This window comes from Alteriqipengyuania triglochinis, assembly GCF_054655655.1.
Genome location: NZ_BAAHNC010000002.1, coordinates 115,086 through 136,898, shown reverse-complemented (window position 1 = coordinate 136,898; position 21,813 = coordinate 115,086). Strand labels below are relative to the sequence as shown.

General features: G+C 67.0%; 20 protein-coding genes. 6 read left to right on the top strand and 14 right to left on the bottom strand.

Going from position 1 to position 21,813, the window contains the following annotated elements:
* Nucleotides 1-101 precede the first annotated feature (101 nt).
* Nucleotides 102-1,565, top strand: coding sequence for an alkaline phosphatase (locus ACYQ0L_RS06375; RefSeq protein ID WP_459788202.1), 1,464 nt, complete (start codon nt 102-104; stop codon nt 1,563-1,565).
* 392 nt (nt 1,566-1,957) lie between these two features.
* Here the strand turns inward: ACYQ0L_RS06375 and ACYQ0L_RS06370 are convergent, their stop codons facing one another.
* The 5 genes from ACYQ0L_RS06370 to pabB all read right to left on the bottom strand — a co-directional run bounded on the left by ACYQ0L_RS06370 (nt 1,958) and on the right by pabB (nt 5,945).
* A complete protein-coding gene (locus tag ACYQ0L_RS06370; RefSeq protein WP_459788201.1) occupies nt 1,958-2,626 on the bottom strand; it encodes a LolA family protein in 669 nt (222 codons plus the stop codon).
* Between the two features lie 76 nt (nt 2,627-2,702).
* A complete protein-coding gene (gene rpmG / locus ACYQ0L_RS06365) occupies nt 2,703-2,870 on the bottom strand; it encodes a 50S ribosomal protein L33 (protein WP_129792036.1) in 168 nt (55 codons plus the stop codon).
* A gap of 160 nt (nt 2,871-3,030) precedes the next feature.
* Complete coding sequence (arfB, locus tag ACYQ0L_RS06360) at nt 3,031-3,450, bottom strand: alternative ribosome rescue aminoacyl-tRNA hydrolase ArfB (RefSeq protein ID WP_459788200.1); 420 nt, start codon at nt 3,448-3,450, stop codon at nt 3,031-3,033.
* Nucleotides 3,440-4,126: an RluA family pseudouridine synthase gene (locus tag ACYQ0L_RS06355; RefSeq protein ID WP_459788199.1), complete on the bottom strand. Its 687-nt coding sequence runs from the start codon at nt 4,124-4,126 to the stop codon at nt 3,440-3,442. The genes arfB and ACYQ0L_RS06355 overlap by 11 nt, the downstream gene beginning before the upstream one ends.
* Before the next feature lie 10 nt (nt 4,127-4,136).
* Nucleotides 4,137-5,945: an aminodeoxychorismate synthase component I gene (pabB, locus tag ACYQ0L_RS06350; RefSeq protein ID WP_459788198.1), complete on the bottom strand. Its 1,809-nt coding sequence runs from the start codon at nt 5,943-5,945 to the stop codon at nt 4,137-4,139.
* Nucleotides 5,946-6,052: 107 nt separating this feature from the next.
* On the opposite strand from pabB, the gene ACYQ0L_RS06345 reads away from it, so the two are divergent.
* Nucleotides 6,053-7,627: a helicase HerA-like domain-containing protein gene (locus ACYQ0L_RS06345; protein WP_459788197.1), complete on the top strand. Its 1,575-nt coding sequence runs from the start codon at nt 6,053-6,055 to the stop codon at nt 7,625-7,627.
* A gap of 95 nt (nt 7,628-7,722) precedes the next feature.
* Here ACYQ0L_RS06345 and ACYQ0L_RS06340 read toward each other — a convergent pair whose 3' ends face one another.
* The 6 genes from ACYQ0L_RS06340 to ACYQ0L_RS06315 form a co-directional block, all read right to left on the bottom strand.
* Nucleotides 7,723-9,174, bottom strand: coding sequence for a sensor histidine kinase (locus ACYQ0L_RS06340; RefSeq protein WP_459788196.1), 1,452 nt, complete (start codon nt 9,172-9,174; stop codon nt 7,723-7,725).
* Nucleotides 9,175-9,180: 6 nt separating this feature from the next.
* Entirely contained in the window at nt 9,181-9,924 is a 744-nt protein-coding gene (locus ACYQ0L_RS06335) for a response regulator (RefSeq protein ID WP_459788195.1), read from the bottom strand.
* Between the two features lie 4 nt (nt 9,925-9,928).
* The gene (locus ACYQ0L_RS06330; protein ID WP_459788193.1) at nt 9,929-10,519 is read right to left on the bottom strand and encodes an EF-hand domain-containing protein; all 591 of its coding nucleotides are present in this window, start codon (nt 10,517-10,519) and stop codon (nt 9,929-9,931) included.
* Between the two features lie 233 nt (nt 10,520-10,752).
* Nucleotides 10,753-11,151, bottom strand: a complete 399-nt coding sequence (locus tag ACYQ0L_RS06325) for a cupin (protein ID WP_459788192.1) — start codon at nt 11,149-11,151, stop codon at nt 10,753-10,755.
* A complete protein-coding gene (locus ACYQ0L_RS06320) occupies nt 11,144-11,542 on the bottom strand; it encodes a VOC family protein (protein WP_459788191.1) in 399 nt (132 codons plus the stop codon). Before ACYQ0L_RS06320 ends, ACYQ0L_RS06325 begins: the two co-directional genes overlap by 8 nt.
* A 72-nt stretch (nt 11,543-11,614) precedes the next feature.
* The gene (locus ACYQ0L_RS06315) at nt 11,615-13,459 is read right to left on the bottom strand and encodes an aminopeptidase P family protein (RefSeq protein WP_459788190.1); all 1,845 of its coding nucleotides are present in this window, start codon (nt 13,457-13,459) and stop codon (nt 11,615-11,617) included.
* Nucleotides 13,460-13,571: 112 nt separating this feature from the next.
* Here ACYQ0L_RS06315 and ACYQ0L_RS06310 point away from each other — a divergent pair, with 112 nt between their 5' ends.
* From ACYQ0L_RS06310 to ACYQ0L_RS06300, 3 genes are read left to right on the top strand one after another with little or no spacing between them, the layout of a single operon-like run.
* A complete protein-coding gene (locus tag ACYQ0L_RS06310; RefSeq protein WP_459788189.1) occupies nt 13,572-15,767 on the top strand; it encodes a S9 family peptidase in 2,196 nt (731 codons plus the stop codon).
* A complete protein-coding gene (locus ACYQ0L_RS06305) occupies nt 15,764-16,393 on the top strand; it encodes an HAD family hydrolase (RefSeq protein ID WP_459788187.1) in 630 nt (209 codons plus the stop codon). The genes ACYQ0L_RS06310 and ACYQ0L_RS06305 overlap by 4 nt, the downstream gene beginning before the upstream one ends.
* Nucleotides 16,390-16,797, top strand: a complete 408-nt coding sequence (locus ACYQ0L_RS06300) for an acyl-CoA thioesterase (RefSeq protein ID WP_459788186.1) — start codon at nt 16,390-16,392, stop codon at nt 16,795-16,797. Before ACYQ0L_RS06305 ends, ACYQ0L_RS06300 begins: the two co-directional genes overlap by 4 nt.
* A 24-nt stretch (nt 16,798-16,821) precedes the next feature.
* Here ACYQ0L_RS06300 and ACYQ0L_RS06295 read toward each other — a convergent pair whose 3' ends face one another.
* The 3 genes from ACYQ0L_RS06295 to ald form a co-directional block, all read right to left on the bottom strand.
* The gene (locus ACYQ0L_RS06295; protein WP_459788185.1) at nt 16,822-17,556 is read right to left on the bottom strand and encodes a hypothetical protein; all 735 of its coding nucleotides are present in this window, start codon (nt 17,554-17,556) and stop codon (nt 16,822-16,824) included.
* Nucleotides 17,557-18,345: 789 nt separating this feature from the next.
* The gene (locus ACYQ0L_RS06290; protein ID WP_459788184.1) at nt 18,346-19,329 is read right to left on the bottom strand and encodes an oxidoreductase; all 984 of its coding nucleotides are present in this window, start codon (nt 19,327-19,329) and stop codon (nt 18,346-18,348) included.
* A gap of 30 nt (nt 19,330-19,359) precedes the next feature.
* Nucleotides 19,360-20,475 (bottom strand): alanine dehydrogenase, encoded by a 1,116-nt coding sequence (gene ald, locus ACYQ0L_RS06285; RefSeq protein ID WP_459788183.1) that lies wholly within the window; start codon nt 20,473-20,475, stop codon nt 19,360-19,362.
* A 172-nt stretch (nt 20,476-20,647) separates the two neighbouring features.
* Here ald and ACYQ0L_RS06280 point away from each other — a divergent pair, with 172 nt between their 5' ends.
* On the top strand, nt 20,648-21,763 hold the full coding sequence (locus ACYQ0L_RS06280) for a substrate-binding domain-containing protein (protein ID WP_459788182.1): 1,116 nt from the start codon (nt 20,648-20,650) through the stop codon (nt 21,761-21,763).
* The last annotated feature ends 50 nt before the right edge of the window (nt 21,764-21,813 follow it).

Here is a 21,813-nt window from a genome sequence, read left to right as displayed (position 1 = left end):
CAAGCCGCACGAATGGCGATCGCTGCGGTCGCACGCTTGTCTCATTCCTGCGCGAGGGGCATGGGAACGCCGATCCGGTTATTTGTTCGAGGGAGCCTGCCATGATCCGTCTTTTCGCCCGCCCGCAACAGCGGCGCTGGGCCGCACCTGCAGTTGCCGCGCTGGCCATGCTTCCGCTGGCGGCGTGCACCTCGACCACCAATTACTACGGCACAGAGCCTTCCGCGCAGACCGCTCCCCCGGTTGCGCAAGGGACGGCGAAGAACGTGATCCTGTTCGTCGGCGACGGGATGGGCATTTCCACGATCACCGCTGCACGCATTCTCGACGGACAGCAGAAGGGCCAGCAGGGCGAGGAAAATTCGCTCAGCTTTGAAGAGTTCGACAATGTGGCGCTGGTCAAGACCTACAACACCGATGCGCAGGTCGCCGACAGTGCGGGTACCGCGTCCGCTCTCAATACCGGCAGGAAGACGCGCATCGGCGTGATCAACACCGCGCCCGACGTGCCGCGGGGCGATTGCGCCGCGTCGCTGGGCCACGGGATGGAGACGATTGCGGAGCAGGCCCATGCCCGCGGCAAGGCGGTAGGGATCGTCAGCACCGCGCGCCTGACCCACGCGACTCCAGCGGCGGTCTATGGCCACAACCCCGATCGCAACTGGGAATCGGATGCCGACATGCCGCAGGCGCGGCAGGCTCTGGGCTGCACCGATTTCGCCCAGCAGCTGGTCGCGTTCCCGTTCGACCTCGCGCTGGGCGGCGGTGCGCGCAAGTTTTTCGGCACCGGCGAGGGCGGCGAACGGAGCGATCCTGCGGCCAACCTGCCGCGCGCATGGGCGGCGCGCACGGGCGGCACCTTCGTGACGGATGCCGAGGCAATGCGGAAGGCGCCGCTCGACAAGCCGGTGCTGGGGCTCTTCTCGCCCAGCCACATGACCTACCAGCTCGACCGGACGGCGGGGACGAGTGAGCCGACCCTGACCGAGATGACTGCCGAATCGATTCGCCGCCTCTCCGGCGATGCGCAAGGCTACTACCTGATGGTGGAAGGCGGCCGGATCGATCACGGCCACCACGCGGGCAAGGCGGGCTACGCGCTGGAGGAGACGATCGAACTCGCCCGCGCGATCCAGTACGCGGTCGACAATACCGACCCGGACGAAACGCTGATCCTGGTAACCGCGGATCACAGCCACGTCTTCACGATCGCGGGCTATCCCAAGCGCGGCAATCCGATTCTCGGCCTGGTCCATCCGCCCGCAAGCGGGGACGAGGATCATCCCGGCGCGGCGAATGACGAAGCGGTGATCGCAGGCGACGGGCAGCCGTACACCACGCTCGGCTATGCCAACGGCCCGGGCGCGGTGAAGGGCGCGCGCGGCGAACCGGAAACGGGCGCGCAGGCGCAGCAGCAGTCGCTCGTCCCGCTCGGCTCGGAAACCCATGGGGGCGAGGATGTCGCGCTGTTCGGCACCGGTCCGGGCGCCCAGCGGGTGCGCGGGGTGATCGAACAGAACCGCGTTTACGCGATCATGCGCGCGGCCTTCGGCTGGGACGACTGATTTTCCTTCGCTCGCGGTGAGTGCGCTGATGCGCACCACCTCCGCGGGGTCGACCTGACGGTCGGCGGCCGGTCGGCCTTGCCCTTGCCTCCGATGCCTCCGGCTCGCGACTGGACCTGGTTCGCCAAGGCGGCGCGGGCCGCTGTCGCTTGCGCGGCCGGCGCTGCGGACGCAGAAAACCCCCGCGCCGGGGGCTGTGGCACGGGGGTTCCTTACGAGCGTTCGTCACGCTTGCTACAAGGCCGCACTAGAAGTGAACCGCGGGGCAACAGGGGGGAAACCCGCTGGTTCGATCGGCCTTGTGAAATTCAATCTAGGGACGTCCGCCTTGCCTGCAAATGAACGCGACCGGGCATTCGACCGCACATATGGGGCATTGGTCGACGAACGGTTTAGCCCGGTCGACGGGATGCGCGGCGCGGGTCCTTGTAGGTGAACGTCGAGTCGCTGACCGACACGCCGTAGCGCTGGTTTTCCAGCCGCACGGTGGTGCGGTTGTTCTGCGCATCGAGTGCCACCCAGTTGGTCAGCTCCCAGCCGCCCGGGGCACTCCCGCTGCGCACGAAAATCAGCGTGATGGTGCCGTATTCGGGCTTCTTGGGATCCTTGACCTCGACCGACAGCACGTTGGGATTGCCGGTATTGCGTAGCTTCCCGTACTTTTTCACGTCGCGATTGGGATCGAGCAGCGCGCCCAGCGGCGAATTGCTGATCGGCCAGCGCTCCACCTGGTTGACCTCGTAATCGACCATGGTGAGCGTCTTGCCGTTCGACACCACCAGCAGCGGCACGCCGCCCCCGTATTCGAAGCGGATCTTGCCGGGACGCTTCAGCGTCATCTTCCCGCGGACCGTCTGGCCCTTGCGGTCGGTCTGCGTGAAATCGGCGCGCATCGTCTCGATCCCGCGCAATGCGGCAACCGCATTGTCGAGCGTGCCCGCCGACTGCGCAAGCGCAGGCGTGGCGAGCGTGAAGGTGGCCGCGACGGGCGCGGCCCCAATCAGGGCGATGCTGGCAAGCCCGGCGAGCGGGCGGCGATAGATCTTGTTCTTGGTCATCATGCGGCTTCCGTAATCGTTTCGGAGTGAACCGCGCGTGAGCGACACGGGTTCCGCGCCGCCATCCAAATAGGATGCCTTACTTGATCTTCGCTTCCTTGAACTCGACGTGCTTGCGCACGACCGGATCGTACTTGCGGAAGGTCATCTTCTCGGTGATGTTCCGCGGATTCTTCTTCGTCACGTAGTAGAAGCCGGTGTCCGCGGTCGACACGAGCTTGATCTTGACGGTCGTCGGCTTCGCCATAACTCAATCCTGCCAGTTCAAAGACCCGGCCATCGGTGGTTCGCTCCGGCGGAGCTAACGATGTGCAGCGGGTGAAAAAACAACAGGCGGCGCACACGGCACCGCCCGATCGCAGGCGCTATTGGCCGTGAGCGGTGGAAAAGTCAAGCAACGAGTCGCCCTACCAGTCGCTGCGGCTAGGCTTGCCGCGATTGGCCTTCACCTGCCCGCGCTCCTTCTTGTGCTTGAGGCGCTGGGTCTTGCCGACGCGGTTAAGCCGGGTCTTCGCGCGTTTCTTGGGCCTGCGATGCGCCTCGCGCAGCAGGTCCTCCAGCTTTTCGCGCGCCAGCCCCCGATTCGCTTCCTGCGTCCGATGCTCGCGCGCGACGATCAGGATGTCGCCACTGTCGGTAAGGCGGCTGCCCGCAACCTCGCCCAGCCGCCGGAAGGCGAAGGGTGAGAGGCGCAGCTTGTAGGCGTTGACGCGCAGCTGCACCTCGGTGGCGACCTTGTTGGCGTTTTGCCCGCCCGGGCCCGAGCCCGCGACGAATCGCTCCTCCGCGAGAGCGTGGGCCCGCGCGATCAGGTCGTCAGGCAGCATCGCCTGCATCCGGCGCGGCGGCGGCCTCCATTTCGAAACCGAGCGCCACGAAATCGGCAGGCAGCGGGCTCGTGGCGGCGATGTCGGTCTTGCCCTCGCGCGCCACGGTGATCGCGCTGGCGTGGAGCATCGTACGCGGCGCGCCTTCGCGGCTGCCGTAGACCGGGTCGCCCAGCAGGGCGATGCCGATCCCGCTCGCCGCGTGGACGCGAATCTGGTGCGTGCGCCCGGTCGCGGGCCGGAATTCGACGAGCGCGCGGCCGTCATGCTCGGCCACGACGCGCCACTCGGTGACGGACGGCTTGCCCTTCTTCGCGGGAATCATCCGCCAGCCCTTTTCGGCGCTGCTGATCTTGGAAAGCGCGAGCTCGATTCGCCCCTCGCGCTCTTCCGGCACTCCTGCCAGCACTCCGTAATAGACCTTGGTCACCTGCTGCGCCTCGAACGCGGCGGCAAAGCGCTTGTGCGCCTTGGGATTGCGCGCGAGCAGCAGGCAGCCGCTGGTATCGGTGTCGAGCCGGTGGACCGGCAGCGGGCGGCGCTGGAAGCCGAGCTTGAGCGAATCGAGATGATCCTCGAGGCACTCGCCGCCCTTGCGCGGCCGGTCGATCGGCAGGCCGGCCGGCTTGTCGATCACCAGCGCTTCGCCGTCTTCGTATAAAATCGGGATGTTCATATTGGTCCTGTCAGACGAGGCGGGCGGGCATCAGCCCGCGCAGGGCGTTGCCGAGGAAGAAGCCTTCGGCGAGGTCGTCGAGCGTCAGTTCGCCTTCGACGGCGCGGCCCTCCGCGAGAAGGGATGCGAGAAACACGCCCGGCAACAGGCCGAGTCGCGCCGCGGGGGTAATCAGTGTGCCGTCGCGTTCCACGAACAGGCTCGTCCAGCTGCCTTCGGTGACGAGCCCGTCGTCGCGTACCAGCAGCGCCTCGTGCGCGTCCAGCTCGTGCGCCGCGGCCAGCGCATCGGCATAGAAGCCGCGATCGGTGGTCTTGTGGTGCAGCCGCCAGTCGCCCGGATCGACGGGCAGGGGCAGCGCGATGCAGTCGAGTGGTTGTTCGGCGGGTTGGGGGAGCGGCGCGACCTCGATCGCGGTGGTGCCGGAGCGCGCACAGGTGAGCCGTACTTTCGCGCCCTCGCTCAGTTCGAAACACAGTGCCTGGATCTGGTTGCGCGCCGCATGCCGGTCGAACGCGAAGCCGAGCGTGAGCGCGCTGGCCGAAAGCCGCGCGAGATGCCCTTCGAGCAGCGGGATACCCTCTTCCGGGTCGAAGCGCATCGTCTCGATCAGGTCGAAGGCGGGCGCGCGGCATTCGGCACTGCTGGCGCGCGCAAAGCCCGCCTTGATCTGTGCCTCGCGCCACTCGGAGAGCGGTTCGCTATCGGCGACGATCCCGGCGCCCACGCCCAGCACCGCAGTGCCATGGCCATTCTCGACCGGGGTCAGCCGCAGCGTGCGAATCGCGACGTTGAAGCTGCCCGCGCCGTCGGGGCCGAAGGCACCGATCGCGCCGCAATAGGGTCCGCGTGCATCACGCTCGAGCTGATCGAGCAGTTCCATCGCGCGGATCTTGGGCGCGCCGGTGATCGAACCGCAGGGGAACAGCGCGCGCACGATATCGGCCAGCCCGGTCTCGGGCTGAAGCTCCGCGCGCACCGTGCTGACCATCTGGTGCACGGTGGGGAAGCTCTCAATCGCGAAAGGATCGTCCACCCGCACCGATCCGGCTTCGGCCACGCGCGCCATGTCGTTGCGCATCAGGTCGACGATCATCAGGTTTTCGGCCCGGTCCTTCTCCGACGCGGCCAGCTCGCGCGCCGCCGCGTCGTCCGCCGCCGGATCGGCGTGGCGCGGGCGCGTGCCCTTCATCGGGCGGGCGGAAATCGTATCCCCGGCAATCTCGAAGAACAGTTCGGGCGACAGGCTCACCAGCGCATGGCTGCCGTCCCACACCACGCCGCCGTGCCCCGCATCCGATGCCTTGCGCAGGTTGGCATAGAGCGCCAGCGGCTCGCCCCGGAAAGCGCCTGTCAGCGGCAGGGTGAGATTGGCCTGGTAAACCTCGCCCGAAGCGATTCGCTGCTGCAGTTCGGCAAAGCGTTGCTGCCAGGTGCCCAGCGAGATCGCGGGCTCCAGCGGGCCGAGGCTCGCCGCGCCCGGCGCGCGCTCGGCCAGCCATGCGTCCACCTCGTCCGCCGGGATCGTGCGCTCGCTCTCGAACAGGCCGAGCCATACCAGCGGGCCCGCCGCGCCTGTCCGGGCATCGGCCAGCGCGCGCAGCTTCGGCTCCAGCGCCAGCCCCGCCTCGTAGGCGAGGTAACCTGCCAGCACGCCGCCGTGCTTCGCCTGCGCCGATTCGGCCTGCGCTAGGGTTTCGGCCACGTCGTCAGGGCGCAGCGCCCGGAACACCTCGCGCGGCGATTCGAACAGGCGCGCACCGCCCTGCGATTCGCCGCGCGCGTCGTCGAGCAGGATGAAAGGGTCCGCCTGTGCCATCGTCCCCCCGCTCTATCGAAGGGCGCACGAATTGGAACCACCTTGACGGGTCAGGGGCGCGATGCGCAGATCGGACACGGTCGGACGAAGCGAGGAGTGACGCGGGCGTGAGCGCGATTTTTCTGGGACGCAACGCGTCGGGCGAGGCGCAGGAGCTGCTTCCCAGCCGCGCCAACCGACACGGACTGGTCGCGGGTGCGACGGGGACCGGCAAGACCGTGACGCTACAGGGCCTCGCCGAAAGCTTCTCCGCGCAGGGCGTGCCGGTGTTCGTGGCCGACGTGAAGGGCGATCTCGCCGGGCTCGCGGTGCCGGGCTCGTCCAAGTTCAAGCATGCCGACAAGCTGGAAGGCCGCGCGGCGGAGCTGGGCATGGACGACTATGCCTATGCCGATTTCCCGGTGATCTTCTGGGATCTGTTCGGGGAGCAGGGGCACCCGGTCCGCACCACGGTTTCCGAAATGGGCCCGCTGCTGCTCGCGCGCCTGCTCGACCTGAACGAAACGCAGGAAGGCGTGCTGCAGATCGTCTTCCGCTATGCCGACGATAACGGCCTGCTGCTGCTCGACTTTGCGGACCTGCGCAGCCTGCTCGCCTTCGCCGGTGACAACACCGACACCGTATCGGGCGAATATGGCCGCATCACAAAGGCTTCCGTCGGCGCGATCCAGCGCGCGCTGCTCACGTTCGAGAGCCAGGGGGCGGACCGTTTCTTCGGCGAGCCCGCGCTCGAAATCGACGACCTGTTCCGCGTCGATGCGCACGGGCGCGGCTTCATCAGCATCCTCGCCGCGGACAGGCTGATGCGCAGCCCGAAGCTCTACGCGACCTACCTGTTCTGGCTGCTCGCGGAGCTGTTCGAAACGCTGCCCGAAGTCGGCGACCCGGAGAAGCCGAAGCTCGTCTTCTTCTTCGACGAGGCGCACCTGCTGTTCGACGATACGCCCAAGGCGTTCCGGGATACGATCGAGACGGTGGTGCGCCTGATCCGCTCCAAGGGCGTGGGCGTGTTCTTCGTGACTCAGAACCCGATCGACATTCCCGACGATGTCGCGGGGCAGATCGGCAACCGCGTGCAGCACGCGCTGCGCGCCTTCACCCCGCGCGACCAGAAGGCGATTCGCGCCGCGGCGGACACGTTCCGCACCAATCCGGATCTCGACGTGGCGCAGGCGATCACCGAGCTGAAGGTGGGCGAGGCGCTGGTTTCCACGCTGGGCGAGGATGGCGCGCCCTCGGTGGTGCAGCGCACGCTGATCAAGCCGCCGCGCAGCCGCCTCGGCCCGCTTTCGCCGGGCGAGCGCGCGGTGATCCTCGGCGCGAGCCCGCTGGCGGGCAAGTACGACCACGCGGTCGACCGCGAGAGCGCGGCGGAAGTGATCGCGCAGAAAATCGCCGACGCCGCCGAGACTGCACAGGAGGTGGAGGAGCAGGGCGAGACCGAGGTCCGCAAGCGGGAGCGCAAGAGCACCAGCATCTGGGGCAAGGCGATCTCGCGCGGGAGCAAGGTCGCCGCAGGCTCGGCCGCCGGGATGGCGGCGCGCACGGTGCTCGGCAAGAAATCGCGCGCCAACCCGGTGGCCTCTGGCGTCACCTCGGCGGCGGGTTCGATCGCGACCGATCTGGCCGGGCCGGTCGTCGGCAGCTTCGTGCGTAATCTGGTCGGCGGGCTGATGCGTTAGTATCGCGGTCCCAGCCCGCACCCCCGCCCGGCCAACCCACACAGGATACTATCGATGGGTTGGCCGGGCGGGGGTGTGGGCCGGCCCCGTAGGAATCAGTTCGCCAGTGGCAGGCGTATCTCTGCGCGCAGACCGCCTTGCGCGCGGTTGGCGAGCACCAGCTCGCCGCGATGCTCGCGCACGATTGCGCGGGTGATGGTGAGGCCGAGCCCCGCGCCGCCTGTGTCGCGATTGCGGCTCGCCTCGCCCCGACGGAAGGGTTCGAGCATCGCGGCCATGTCCTCCCGCGCGATGCCGGGGCCCTCGTCTTCCACCGCGATCACCACCACGCCGTCCTGACGCTCCAGCGAGACCTGCGCCGATCCGCCATAGCGCAGCGCGTTCTCGATCAGGTTGCGCAGCGCCCGGCGCAGCCAGGTGACCTGCACCGGCATGACGACGCGCTGCGTCTGCGCGATGGCGACGGGCCGGTCCATGTCCTCGAACTCCTCGACCACACTTTCGACCAGCGCGGCGAGCTGCGTTGCCTCGGGTGGGTCCTTCGCGCGGCCGATCCGCGCCAGCGAGAGGATGTCGTCGAGCGAACGGCGCAGGTCCTCGATCACCTCCGCCATCCGCGCGCGCTGCGTCTCGTCCGGCACGCTCTCGATCCGCACGCGCAGCGCGGCGAGCGGCGTCTTGAGGTCGTGCCCGATCGCGCCGAGCATCACGTCCTTCTCGTCCAGCAGCGCCGCGATCCGCGCTTCGAGCAGGTTGTGCGCGGCGATCAGCCGGCTGACATCCTCCGGCCCTTCGGGTGGCAGGGGTTCGCCTGCGGTCTGCGTGCGCGCGAAATCCTCGACCCGCGCGGTCAGCCGGGCGAGGGGCTGCGTGATTCGCCGCAGCACGAGATAGGTCGCGCCCAGCAGGACGAGGAACAGCAGCACGGTCTGCATCGCGATCAGCCACAGCGCACCCGTCTCGACCGGAGGCCGCACCGCTCGGGCCACGATCCAGCGCGATTCGCCCGGCTGGCGGATGGCGGCGACGAGCAGTTCTCCGTCGTGGCGCAGCAGTCGGGCGCGCAGGCGCGGCCGGCGTTCGGCGGAGCGGGCCACCACCGGGTCTGCGGCGATGGGGCGGCGGGTCGCGACTAGCTCTTCCGGGGCCACCCCCTGCCGCGCCAGGATCTCGCGCAGGCGCGCCTCGGCCGAGGGATCGCGGGCGTCGCCCGGGCGCAGGGGAGATACGTCAGCAACCGTGCCGGAAAGGCGCGGTGGAAGCCTGCGAATCCGCTCGTTCCGCTCCCGCGAGGCAGAGCGGCCCAGATCGATCCGGTCTTCAGGCCTTTCGGTCCGCCGCATCGCGCGGCGGATATCGCGCGGGCCTTCGACACCGCGGTTTGCGGTACGCAGGAGATGGAAGACCGCGGCGTTGGCGGTGGCGACATCGCGCCGTTCCTCGACCGAGCGATAGAGCAGGAAGCCCGACACCGCCTGGCCGACCAGCAGGGTCGCCGCGATGGCGAGCAGGCTCTGGCCCAGAAGGCTGCGGGGCAAAAATCGCACCATCGATCAGCCGGGTACGCGCGTGACGTCGGCCGCGAAGCGATAGCCGCCGCCGCGCACGGTCTGGATGAAATGGGGCTGTTTGCTGTCCTCTTCGATCTTGCGGCGCAGGCGGCTGACCTGGTTGTCGACCGCGCGATCGAACAGGTGCGCCTCGCGCCCTTGCACCATGTCGAGCAGCGAATCGCGATCGAGCACGGCGCGCGGATGGTCGAGAAAGGCGCGCAGCATGCGGAATTCGGCAGTCGAGATCGGGATGACCGTGCCCTGCGGGTCGGTCAGCCGCTGCTTGAGCGGATCGAGCCGCCAGCCTTCGAACGCGTAATGCGCATCCTCGTGGTCCGACTCGGGGGTTGCGCGACCGGCGCGGCGCAGGACCGAACGGATGCGGGCAACCAGCTCGCGCGGCTCGAACGGCTTGGTGACATAGTCGTCGGCCCCGATTTCCAGCCCGACGATCCGGTCGGTCGCCTCGCCCATCGCGGTCAGCAGGATGGTCGGCAGCTTTTGGGATTCGATCAGGTGGCGGGTGAGCGAGAGGCCGTCCTCCCCCGGCATCATGATGTCGACCAGCGCGAGGTCGGCTTTCTTTTCGCGCAGCATGGAGCGCGCGGCGGCCGCGCTTTCGGCTTCCAGCACCACGAACCCCTGACCGACCAGATAGTCGACCAGGGGTTCGCGCAAGGTGCGCTCGTCATCGACGAGCAGGATGGTGACGGCCGTATCGGCTGCGTGCGCGGCCATCGTCATCGGGTTACTGGCCTGCACGCTCGGCGCGGCGCGCTTCGCGGCGCTCGGCCATCTGGGCGCGCATCGCCTCACGCGCGGCTTCTCGTTCGGCCTGGGTTACGGTGCCGTCGCTATTCGCATCGGTGCGGTCGAACCGGGCCAGCGCATGGGCCTGGAACTCCTGCAGCGTCAGGCGACCATCGCCATTGGTGTCGGCCTTGGCCATCATGCCGCCGCCGCGATGCCAGCCGCGCATCCCGCGATGGTGCTTGCCGCGTGCCCGACGTTCGCCCGCTTCGGCGCTCTGTCCGCGTTCGGCCATCCTCTGGGCGCGCCGTTCCTGCCGGGCTTCGCGCGCGGCTTCGCGTTCGGCCTTGCTGATCGCGCCATTGCCGTCGGTGTCGAGGCGGGCGATCCGCTGTTCGCGGCGCAGCTCACGGTCGGCGAGATCGAGCACGCCGTCGCTGTTCATGTCCATGCGCTGGAAGCGCTCGGCGGCCTTCTGGGAGACTTCGGCGCGGGTCATCGGGCCGGGGTTGCGGTCGCCGGGTTGGGCCAGCGCGGCGGTGCCTGCCAGCAGCGAAATGCCTGCAAGGGCGAGAATGGGGGTTTTCATAGGGGTGCTCCTGTTGGTGGAAGAGCTGCGAGACGGGCAGGGGGGGGGGGGGAGATCGGAAACCCGCCTCGCAGCTCATGACACCTCTTCTACCCGCGCATTGTCGCGCCGGTTTGCCACGAACCGGCCGCTTTGTAACGAATTGTCGCAGGATCGGTGCCCCGTTCACCCGAGTGCAATGGAGCGGCGCAAGGCGGCGGTATCGCGTCGCGGCGCGGCTCTCGCAGGCGCGCTCAGCGCGGGCGGTGCTGCGTGCCTTCGCCAGCAGTGATGAACAGCGCAATCGCCTCTGCCTCGACATCGGCGGTGTGCCACACGCCGGGATCGTTGATTGCGTAGTCCCCAGCCGTCAGCGCGATCCGCTCGATCCGTCCGCCGGGAAATTCCTGGGTCAGCACGATCGTGCCCGCCGTGCACACCACCACTTCGTGCCCGCGCGGGTGCATTTCCCAGCTGTCCCAGCTCTCGGCGAAGGAATGTAGCGAGACCAGCCTGCCCTCCGCGCCATCGGCGGCGGTGCGCTGCGCATAATCCTCGTACCAGTCCATCCCGGTTAAGGGCGGCTGCGCCTGCGCACTCGCCCCCAAGCCGAGGTGGACCGGATTTTCGGACAGGTTTCGCGCCCTAGCCATCCGCCAGGGCCATGCAGAAGGCATTGAGCTTGTTGCCGTCGCGGTCGCGGAAATAGGCCGCGTAGAACACCAGTCCGTTCTCGTCCGCATCGCCTCGCGGGCCGGGCGCGCCCTCGTCGGTGCCGCCATTGGCCAGCGCGATCTCGTGCAGGCGGCGGACCTGTTGCTTATCCTTCGCCTCGAAGGCGACCATCGTGCCGTTGCCGACGGTCGCCTCGTTCCCGTCGTAGGGCTTGGTCAGCGCGATACCTGCCGCGCCGCCGGGCTCGCCCCACGCGATGTAGCTGTCGAAGTCCATCATCCGCCCCACGCCCATCTCCTTGGCGATGGCATCGTAGAAGGGCGCATTGCCCTGCAGGTCGTTGGTGCCCAGCGTAACGTAACCGATCATTGAACCGTCTCCCGAATCGCGAATGCCGCGACAGGAACATTACGAGAACGCTTGCGCGCCTGCAAGCGGCATTCAGAGCGGCTGGGTATGCCGCTCCAGCCAGTCTGCCGCCCGCTCGTCACCGGTTTCGGCGACCCGCGAGCCGAGGATTTCGCGGCAGCAGGCGTGATAGTGGTCGACCCAGTCGCGTTCCTCGGGCGTCAGCAGGTCGACGTCGATCAGCGTGCGGTCGATCGGCACCCAGGTCAGGTTCTCGAACCCGAACCACGTTCCCTCGTCCGCGTTCTCGATCGTGCGCTCCTCGATCAGGACGAGGTTCTCGATCCGGATGCCGTATTCGCCCGCCTTGTAGTAGCCGGGCTCGTTCGAGCAGATCATGCCCGCGGCGAGCGGCTCCATCGTGCCGCCCTGCGATCCGGTGGTCTTGGCGATCCGCTGCGGGCCCTCGTGCACGCCCAGCGCGCTGCCGACGCCGTGGCCGGTGCCGTGCGCATAGTCGCAGCCCGCTTCCCACAGGTGCATGCGCGCCATCGTGTCGAGCTGGCCGCCGGTGGTGCCCTCGGGGAAGACCGCGCGTGCGATCGAGATGTGGCCCTTGAGCACGCGGGTGAAGCGGTCTTTCATTTCCGCGCTCGGCGCAGCCTTGCCATCGGCGCTGCCGACCCACACGGTGCGCGTGATGTCGGTCGTGCCCGCGCGTTCCTCGCCGATATACTGGCCGCCCGAATCGCACAGGAAGATGCTGCCCGGCGGGATCTCGATGTTGCTGTCTTCATCGACCTTGTAGTGCGGCAGCGCGGCGTGGCCCGCGGCGGCCGAGATGGTGTCGAACGAGGTATCCTTCAGCCCACCGTCCACGCTGCGGAATTCGAGCAGCTTGGCTGCCGCGGCAAGTTCGTCGACCTCGCCCGTGGGGGCCTCGGCCTCGATCCAGGCGAGGAAGCGGGAGACTGCCGCGCCGTCGCGCGCCTGCGCGTCGCGGTGGCCGTCGATCTCCGCCTCGTTCTTGATCGCGCGCGGCAAAATGGTGGGGTCGCGCGTCTCGACCACTTTCGCGCCGCCCTCTTCGAGCGCCTGCGCAATGGCGGCGACGCCGTATTCGGGGTCGAGCGCGATGCGCTTGCCTTCGAACGCGCCCAGCGCACCCTCGAACTCACTGCGCGGACGGATGGTGACCGCATTGCCGAGGTGCTGCTTGAGTTCGGGCCCGACCTTGTTCTCGTCGATGAACAGCTGCGCCGTGCCGTCCTGCTGGACCAGCGCGAAGGCCATCGTCACGGGCGTGTGCGCGATGTCGCCGCCGCGGATGTTGAACGCCCAGCCGACCGAATCGAGCGCGCTCAGCACCACGCCATCGAGCTTCTCCTCGCCCAGCCAGTCGGCGATCGCGGCGCGCTTTTCCTGCGCGTTGCGGCCGGCATGCGTGTCCGTATGGACGCGCGCCTCGGCATCGCTCTGTTCGGGCTGGTCTGCCCACACGGCGTCGATCGGGTTGCCATCGACCGGGACCAACTTGGCGCCGACCTTTTCCAGCGCCGCAGTGGTGGAGCGGACCCAGCCTGGGGTGGCGAGCCACGCGTCGTAGCCGACCTGTGCGCCCTCAGCGACATTCGCGGCGAGCCAGTTCGCCGGATTGTCCCTGGGCACGCCGCGATATTCGAACAGGCGTTCTTCCACCTGGTCGCGCACCTGCACGGTATAGCGCCCGTCGACGAAGATCGCCGCCTTGTCGGCCAACACCACCGCGCTGCCGGCAGAGCCGCCGAACCCGGTCAGCCAGCGCAGCCGCTGTGCATCCTCGCCGACATATTCGCTCATGTGCGCATCGGCGATCGGAACGACGAAACCGTCCAGACCCCGCCGCTTGAGTTCCTCGCGCAGGGCGGAAAGGCGGGCTTCGTGGGTCTGCATCAGCATTTTATCGATCCTGTGGTTCTTGTGTCTGGCTCTGCCCCCGATCTGGGGTCATACCCCAGCAACGCAAGGCTTTCAAAGCCGGGTGCCATCGCGCAGAGGGGGACATAGACCAATGAGCAAGCTTTTCACCGCCGCAATCGCCTTGACCGCATTCACTTTGCCGGTCGGCGCAGTGGCCCAATCCGATGGAGCCGATACCAGCGTGAGCAATTCCGAAAGTGATGTGCCTGTTTCCCCTCCCGTCGCCGAGAAGCGCGATTACAGCTTCACCACCCACGGGATCACCCTCACCGATCCCTATCACTGGCTGAAGGACCCATCCTACCCCACCGTCGATGACGAGGACGTGCTTGCCTACGTCAAGGCGGAGAATGCGTGGTTCGAGGCGCAGATGGCGCCGCACCAGGCGCTGGTGGACGAACTGTTCGAGGAGATGAAGGGCCGCATCAAGGAAGACGATTCCACGGTGCCGCAGAAGGATGGCGACTGGCTCTACTGGTCCGAATTCGAAGAGGGCAAGGAATACCGCCTGCACTACCGCAAGCCGGTGGGCGGAGGCGAGCCGCAGGTGCTGCTGGATGAGAACCAGCTGGCCGAGGGCAAGGACTATTTCCGCCTCGGCGCGTTCTCGGTCAGCAAGGACGGACGCTTCCTCGCCTACTCGTCGGACGATAACGGGTCCGAGCGGTACACCGCGCGGATCAAGGATCTTGCGACGGGTGAACTCCTGCCCGACGAACTGACCAACCTGCGCGGCGGACTCACCTGGGTCGCGAACGACAGCGCGCTCGTCTACGGCCCGTCGACCGAAGAATGGCGCACGCTCGAGGCCAAGCTCCACGTGATCGGCGCGCCGGTTGCCAGCGACGTGACGCTCTACAAGGAAGCGGATGAAAGCTTCGGCGTCGGCACCGGGCTGACCGCGCAGGAAGACTGGCTCGTCATCGCCACGGGCGACAACGAGACGAGCGAAATCCGGCTCGTCAGCGCCGACAACCCGACCGGCGATCAGATCCTGGTCAAGCCGCGCCAGAAGGGCGTGGAGTATGATGTCGACGTGCGGGACGGCACGCTGTTCATCCACACCAACGATAATCACATCAACTTCCGCCTGGCGACCGCGCCCTTGGCCAATCCGGGCGAATGGACCACGCTGATCGAAGGCTCGGACGATTTCTACCTGACCGATTTCGAGCTGTTCAAGGATTTCTACGTCACCGAAGGGCGGCTCGCCGGGCTCGATCAGGTGCAGCTGCGTGCCTACGACGACGCAGACGATATGACCCCGATTCGCTTCCCCGAGGCGAGCTTCGTTGCGGGGCTCTCGAACAACCCCGAATACGACATGCAGAAACTGCGCCTGTCGTACCAGAGCATGGTCACGCCGGGATCGGTCTACGATTACGACGTGAAGACGGGCGCGCTCGAACTCCTGAAACAGCAGGAAATCCCCAGCGGCTACGACGCGACCCAGTACAAGACCGAGCGGCTGACGATCACCGCGCGCGACGGCACGCAGGTGCCGGTCAGCGTGGTGATGCGCAAGGATCGCCCGGCAGGGGCGGGCCCGCTGCACCTCTACGCCTATGGCGCCTATGGTTACGCGGTGCCGCCGGGCTTCTCGACCAGCCGGCTGAGCCTCGTCGATCGCGGCATGGCCTATGCCATCGCGCATATCCGCGGCGGCGACGATCTGGGCCGCCGCTGGTACCTGCAGGGCAAGCTGAACGAGCGGACCAACACGTTCGAGGATTTCGTCGATGTGGCCAAGGGCCTCATCGACGCGGGCTACACCGAAAAGGGCCAGATCAGCGCCAGCGGCGGCAGCGCCGGGGGCGAGCTGATGGGCGTGGTGGTCAACACCGATCCCGACCTGTGGGGCGCGGTGGCCGCGCATGTGCCCTTCGTCGACGTGCTCAACACCATGCTCGACAAGGACCTGCCGCTGACTCCGGGCGAATGGCCCGAGTGGGGCGATCCCATCACCAGCAAGCAGGCCTTCGCCTACATGCTCAGCTACAGCCCTTACGATCAGGTCGTCGCGCAGGATTACCCGCCGCTGCTGGTCACCGCCGGCCTCAACGATCCGCGCGTCACCTACTGGGAGCCCGCCAAGTGGGTCGCCAAGCTGCGCGCGACCAAGACGGATACCAACACGCTGCTGCTCAAGACCAACATGGGCGCAGGCCACGGCGGCAAGTCCGGGCGCTTCGCCTCGCTGTACGAGACGGCGGAGGAATTCGCCTTCATCCTGACCCAGCTGGGCGTGGTGGACAGTGCCGCAAGCGAAGGAGCCGACTCAGAATGACCATCCGCAACGTCGTCTTCGATGTCGGCAACGTGATCGTGCGGTGGGAACCGCAGACGATCGTCGAGCTAGCCTTCGGCAAGGACCTGCCCGCCGGGATCACCAGCAAGGACCTGTTCGGCGGCGACATCTTCCGCGCCCTGAACCGCGGCGCAATGAGCCTGACCGAAACGCAGCGCATGTTCGGCGAACGCCACGGCTTCGACCGCAAGACCTGCGACCGGCTGATCTCCGCCCTGTTCGAAAGCCTCGTGCTGATCGAGGAAACGCCCAAGCTGATGCGCCGCCTCAAGGCGAGCGGCTACGGCATCTATGCGATCACCGACAATGTGCACGAAATCGTCGCCTACCTGCGCGGGCGCTACGATTTCTGGCCGCTGTTCGACGGCGCGTGCGTCTCCGCCGATCACTCCACGCTCAAACCCGATCCGCGCATGTATACCTGGCTGACCGAGACCTATGGCCTGGTGCCGGAGGAATGCGTGTTCTTCGACGATCTGCAAAAGAACGTGGACGGTGCCAAGGCGGTGGGGATGGAAAGCTTCGTCTTCACCACCACCGCGCAGGCGGAGGCGGACCTGCGCAGCATCGGCGTCGATCCGGACGCCAGGCTGGAGGCCGCGTGAGCGAGAGCTGGGCCTTCCAGCGCGACTACACCGCCGCGCCGGAGCATATCGACGAGCTGGGCCATGTGAACAACGCGGAATGGGTCCGCTGGATTCAGGACATCGCGGTGTCGCACTGGCATGCGGTCGCCCCCGAGGAACACCGCGAGGCCTATATCTGGGTCGTGACCCGGCACGAGATCGACTATCGCGGCAATATCCGCGAAGGCGAGGTCGCGCACGGCAGCACCCGCGTATCGGGCAAGCCGCGCGGCGCGCAGTTCGACCGCGAGGTGCAGTTCGTGGACGATGCAGGCAAGGTGCTCGTCTCCGCGCTCACCCGCTGGGCGATGCTCGATGCGAAGACGCTGCGCCCGCAGCGCGTCACCGCAGAGATCGCCGCGCCGTTTGTGGCGGGTGGCTGAGGTAAGCCAGCTCCCTTTGAGCGATCAGGTCGCGGCGCTCCGATGTGATCGGGGCGCTGCCGGGCTATCGTCTGGGGCGACGCACCTGATGACGACGATCAGAACGACCAGCGCCGGCAGGATGAGAATGCTCGCCTCCCGCCCGGCCGTGCCGCCGACCATGAACCACGCGCTGCTGAGAATGGCGGCGGGCCAGAACGAGATCGCCTGGCTCACCTGCACGAAGGCATAGCCGCGGTTGAACCCTTCCTCGCCCACCGCAAGCGCGATCCAGAGCATAGCGGAGATCAGGCAGTTCAGGATAGCGGAGGAGAGCGACGGGGCCGAAACGTCGAACCGAACCGCTCCGGCCGCCCAAAGGATCGCGGCGATTACGGTCAGCAGGCCGAACCCGGTCGCCGCGCCGATACCCGCCAGCCTGGGCGCGTCGTCCGGATACCAGCCGGACAGCCTGAGCGGCGTTTTGGTCAAGGCCAGCATCAAGGCGGTCGGCACGACCACCACGGCGATCAGGAGCAGGATCGCGCGCAGCGTGCCCATCCCAAGGCCTGCCTGCGCCATCTCCAGAAGGTTTGCGCCGCATACGCCCTTGGCGATCGCGCTGACGAGGAGCATGCCGATGGCGGCGATCAGCAGATAGGCGACCGCCTTGCCGAACGAGACCAGCCTTGCGCGAGCGCCGGGCCGAAGCGCGAGGAAGTCGCCCTCTTTCGCCGATGCAGTATCGATCTGGCCAAGCCCGGCGCGTCGTTCGTGCATGTTCCCGGCTCCACCGTGGGCTTGCACGAAGGCTATTGCGCTGGTGGGGTCATCGTAATTTCGTTTCGACGAGCGACATGGCCTTCAGCGCCGCAGATCGGGATAGCGCTCGCGGGGTGCGCACTTCGCCTTTCGAACCTCGCCTCCATGGCCTCGCTCGTCGCTGGCGGTGCGATGCTCGATATAAAGACCCTGCGCTGAGCGCGCATCGCGGCGGAGATCGCGTCCCTCTTCAATTAAGGGATGTGGGCATTCATGAGCGATTCGCACAATCGCCGGAGGCTCATTGCGTGTCCTGTTTGCAATCGACCCGTCTTAGCTTTGGAACCGACGGCCCGAGAGAAATTAGGACTAGGCTTCGGCCCTCTTCGCCCTCGGGAATAACGGCCCATTGTGCCGAATAATTGCGACCTTGCCTCTCTGAAATACTTTCGAAGTAGGGGATTGTCTCATAACGCCACCGACCGTCTTGGTTTTGCGTTAAATATACGCGAGGATTGATCGAAATCAAAGTATCGGCTTTTCTCCCGAAGTCGCTGTATTCGAAGTCTGTGCTTACAACTTCCTTATCCACGGCGATTGCTCGGTCGTTAATTTGCACTATTGGAAAGCCGGGTGCAGAGTAGCACCCATTCACACGCAATTGTATCTCGATAAAACGATCCTCCGGATCAGAGCAGCCGGCCAAGAGGGTTGCGGGGCAGATGATTGACGCAGCGATTAGTATCCGGGCCTGCGCCATCCACCGGCGCTGGTGCTTTTGGTAAATTAAAAGTCGGCGCATAGCCCTCACACTCCCGCGACCATCTCCTCGCTCATCGCCCACAGGCGCTGCGCGCTGGCCTCGTCCACCGCGTAGGGCTCGACCTTGTCAAACCGGCTGGGCTCGTCCGCGTCGGCCAGCGCGGCGATGTCGCAATCCTCGCAATATTCGCCGCCGCGTGTCCGAAGCGCCGGAGAGGTCGCGGCCCATAGCGTGGTCGAGGCGCCCTGGGTGGGCGTCTTGAACATCTTGGCCGCGCGTTCGGACGGCTCGCCATCCTCGTTCATCCAGCCCATCGCGACCATCTCCTCTTTATCGAGGTGGCGTTGCAGCGGGGTCATGATGCCGCCGGGGTGGACTGCGAAGGCGCGTCCGCCGTGCGGCGCCAGCCGCGCGTTCATGCCCACGGCGAACAGCGCATTGGCGGTCTTCGCCTGGCCGTAGGCCTGCCACTTGTCGTATTCGCCCTCGTTCCAGTGCGGATCGTCCCAGCGGATATCGCTCAGCTTGTGCCCGGTGGAGGACAGCGCAACCACGCGCACGTCGCTGCCGGGAAGCGCAGCGGTCTTGACCAGCAGCGGCATCAGCGCCTGCGCGAGCGCGAAATGGCCGAGGTGGTTGACGCCGAACTGCTGTTCCCATCCGGGGCCGACACGGGTCAGCGGGCAGGCCATGATCCCGGCATTGTTGACCAGCAGGTCCAGCCGATCATGCTGCGCAGCAAAGTCCGCAGCAAACTTGCGGACCGAGGCGAGGTCGGCGAGGTCCATCTCCATGATCGCGACGTCGCCGTGTACATCTGCGAGGTTGCCCACCGCCTTGGCATGATTGCGCGTGGGCACGATCACCTTTGCGCCCGCTCCGGCGAGGCCGCGCACGGTTTCGACCCCGATGCCCGAATAGCCGCCGGTGACGATCGCCACCTTGCCGGAGAGATCGATCCCGCTCAGCACCTCCTGCGGTTCGCTCGTCCGGCCGAAGCCCGAATCGGTCGGTTGCTGGGTGCCCATGATCTCTCTCCCCGTCAGGTCATCGCGGTGTCAGGCGAGTGCCTTCTCCACCGGAACATACTCGTATCCCAGGTCTTCGGCGACCGCCTTGTAGGTCACCTTGCCGTCCCACACGTTCAATCCTTCGGCGAGGTGCGGGTTGGTGCGCATCGCGGCCTTCCAGCCCTTGTCCGCGATCTGCAGCGCGTGGGGCAGGGTGACGTTGTTGAGCGCATAGGTGCTGGTCCGCGCAACCGCGCCCGGCATGTTGGCGACGCAGTAGTGGACGATGCCGTCGACCACATAGGTCGGATCGTCGTGCGTGGTCGCCTTGCTCGTCTCGAAGCAGCCGCCCTGGTCGATCGCGACGTCGACCAGCACGGCGCCCTTCTGCATGTCCCCCAGCATGTCGCGCGTGACCAGCTTGGGGGCCGCCGCGCCGGGAATCAGCACCGCGCCGATCACGAGGTCCGCCTGGCACACCGCATCATGCAGGTTGGCCGCGTTGGAGAAGCGCGTCTTGGCGCGCGTCTCGAAATGCGTGCCCACGCGTTCGAGGACTTCGGGATCGCGGTCGAGGATGGTCACGTCCGCGCCCACGCCCGCCGCCATCTGCGCCGCGTTGAAGCCGACCACTCCGCCGCCGATCACGACGACCTTGCCCGGCATCACACCCGGCACGCCGCCCAGCAGCACGCCGCGGCCGCCGTGCGCCTTTTCGAGCGCGGTGGCGCCGGCCTGCACGCTCATGCGCCCGGCCACCTGGCTCATCGGCTTCAGGAGCGGGAGCGAGCCGTGGGGCCCGGTCACGGTTTCATACGCGATCGCGGTGACGCCCGCGTTGACCAGGTCGACCGTCTGTTCGCGGTCGGGCGCGAGGTGCAGGTAGGTGTAGAGGATCTGGCCCTCGCGCAGCTTCTTGCGCTCGCCCGCCTGCGGTTCCTTCACCTTCACAACCATTTCGCACTCGGCGAAGATCGGGTCCGGCCCGTCGACGATCCGCGCACCGGCGGCTTCGTATTCGGCGTCGGTCGCATCGATGCCGAGGCCCGCGCCGCTTTCAATCCACACCTCGTGGCCGTGGCGGGCAAGCTCGCCCGCGCTCTCGGGCGTCAGGCCGACCCGGTATTCGTGGTTCTTGATTTCCTTGGGGCAACCAATGCGCATAGGTTTCGACAAGCCTTCTTCAGTGATGCCCTGCCCGTTAGGTCGGACGCGTCGCGACGGCAAGGCCGGCGCGGCAGTGCCGTAGGGGCGAGGCATCGTCATATGGCTGTCACACGTTCGTGGTTATGCGCGCTCGAACGGACAATTCCCTGCGTATCAGGAGACGCATCACATGAAATTCACGCACGTGCTGGCCGTGGCGGCAGCCGCCGGTCTCATGCTCACCGGATGTAGCAGTGGCGGAGGCTCGCGCGATTCGATCCGCGCGGTCGGTTCGTCGACCGTCTATCCCTTCGCCAAGCTGGTGGCGGAAAGCTTCGCCCGCTCGAATCCGGACATGCGGTCCCCGCTGATCGAATCGACCGGTTCGGGCGGCGGCATCGCGCTGTTCTGCAAGGGTGTCGGCGCGGACACGCCCGACATGGTCAACGCATCGCGCCGGATGAAGGTGAGCGAGTTCGAAACCTGCCGTTCGAACGGCGTGACCGACATTACGGAGATCCAGGTCGGCCTCGACGGGATCGCCTTTGCCAGCACCACCGGCGGCATCATGATGAGCCTGACGCCGGAGATCGTTTACAAGGCGCTCGCCGCGAACCCCTATGGCGAAGAGCAGACCAACGAGACCTGGGCCGATGTCGACCCGTCGCTGCCCGACACGCCGATCCTCGTCTACGGCCCGCCGTCGACCAGCGGCACGCGCGACGCGCTGAAGGAACTGGTGCTGATGGCCGGGTGCGAAACCGACCCGGCGATGGAAGCGCTCAAGGAAAGCGACGCAGACGCGTTCGACCGGACCTGCACCGAAGTGCGTTCGGACGGCAAGTATGTCGACCAGGGCGAGCAGGACAACCTGATCGTCCAGAAGATCCAGGGCAACAAGAACGCGGTCGGCATCTTCGGCTATTCCTATCTCGAGGAAAACGAGGGCCGCGTGCAGGGCCTGCCGATGAACGGCGTCGAGCCGAGCTACGACAATATCGCGAGCTTCAAGTATCCCGGCGCGCGTCCGCTCTACATCTACGTGAAGCAGGCGCACCTCCAGGCGATCCCGGGCCTGCAGGCCTATCTCGACCAGTGGATGGCGATGTGGGACAAGGGCGGTCCGCTGGCCAAGATCGGCCTCGTCGCGCTGCCGCCCAGCACGATGGAAACGATGACCCAGCGGATCAGCCAGCATCCCGCGCTGACCGCCGCCGAGCTGGAAAGCGACTCCGACCTCGAGGCCGAGCGTGCCGAGGCCGCCGGTGGCGAAGGTGACACGGCCGAAGGCGAAGACGCCGAGTAAGGCGCAAGGCCTTATCAGGCTAGCGAAAGGCCGCCCGCTCCCACCGGAGC

Bases quoted from the DNA above. Each gene is read 5' to 3' on its own strand.
- ACYQ0L_RS06295 (WP_459788185.1), bottom strand. From the start codon at position 17,556: ATGCACGAACGACGCGCCGGGCTTGGCCAGATCGATACTGCATCGGCG.
- ACYQ0L_RS06280 (WP_459788182.1), top strand. From the start codon at position 20,648: ATGAAATTCACGCACGTGCTGGCCGTGGCGGCAGCCGCCGGTCTCATG.
- rpmG (WP_129792036.1), bottom strand. From the start codon at position 2,870: ATGGCGAAGCCGACGACCGTCAAGATCAAGCTCGTGTCGACCGCGGAC.
- ACYQ0L_RS06375 (WP_459788202.1), top strand. From the start codon at position 102: ATGATCCGTCTTTTCGCCCGCCCGCAACAGCGGCGCTGGGCCGCACCT.
- ACYQ0L_RS06370 (WP_459788201.1), bottom strand. From the start codon at position 2,626: ATGATGACCAAGAACAAGATCTATCGCCGCCCGCTCGCCGGGCTTGCC.
- pabB (WP_459788198.1), bottom strand. From the start codon at position 5,945: ATGGCACAGGCGGACCCTTTCATCCTGCTCGACGACGCGCGCGGCGAA.
- ACYQ0L_RS06310 (WP_459788189.1), top strand. From the start codon at position 13,572: ATGAGCAAGCTTTTCACCGCCGCAATCGCCTTGACCGCATTCACTTTG.
- ACYQ0L_RS06325 (WP_459788192.1), bottom strand. From the start codon at position 11,151: ATGGCTAGGGCGCGAAACCTGTCCGAAAATCCGGTCCACCTCGGCTTG.
- ACYQ0L_RS06315 (WP_459788190.1), bottom strand. From the start codon at position 13,459: ATGCTGATGCAGACCCACGAAGCCCGCCTTTCCGCCCTGCGCGAGGAA.
- ACYQ0L_RS06320 (WP_459788191.1), bottom strand. From the start codon at position 11,542: ATGATCGGTTACGTTACGCTGGGCACCAACGACCTGCAGGGCAATGCG.
- ACYQ0L_RS06290 (WP_459788184.1), bottom strand. From the start codon at position 19,329: ATGGGCACCCAGCAACCGACCGATTCGGGCTTCGGCCGGACGAGCGAA.
- ACYQ0L_RS06335 (WP_459788195.1), bottom strand. From the start codon at position 9,924: ATGACGATGGCCGCGCACGCAGCCGATACGGCCGTCACCATCCTGCTC.
- ACYQ0L_RS06355 (WP_459788199.1), bottom strand. From the start codon at position 4,126: ATGAACATCCCGATTTTATACGAAGACGGCGAAGCGCTGGTGATCGAC.
- ACYQ0L_RS06330 (WP_459788193.1), bottom strand. From the start codon at position 10,519: ATGAAAACCCCCATTCTCGCCCTTGCAGGCATTTCGCTGCTGGCAGGC.
- ACYQ0L_RS06305 (WP_459788187.1), top strand. From the start codon at position 15,764: ATGACCATCCGCAACGTCGTCTTCGATGTCGGCAACGTGATCGTGCGG.
- ald (WP_459788183.1), bottom strand. From the start codon at position 20,475: ATGCGCATTGGTTGCCCCAAGGAAATCAAGAACCACGAATACCGGGTC.
- arfB (WP_459788200.1), bottom strand. From the start codon at position 3,450: ATGCTGCCTGACGACCTGATCGCGCGGGCCCACGCTCTCGCGGAGGAG.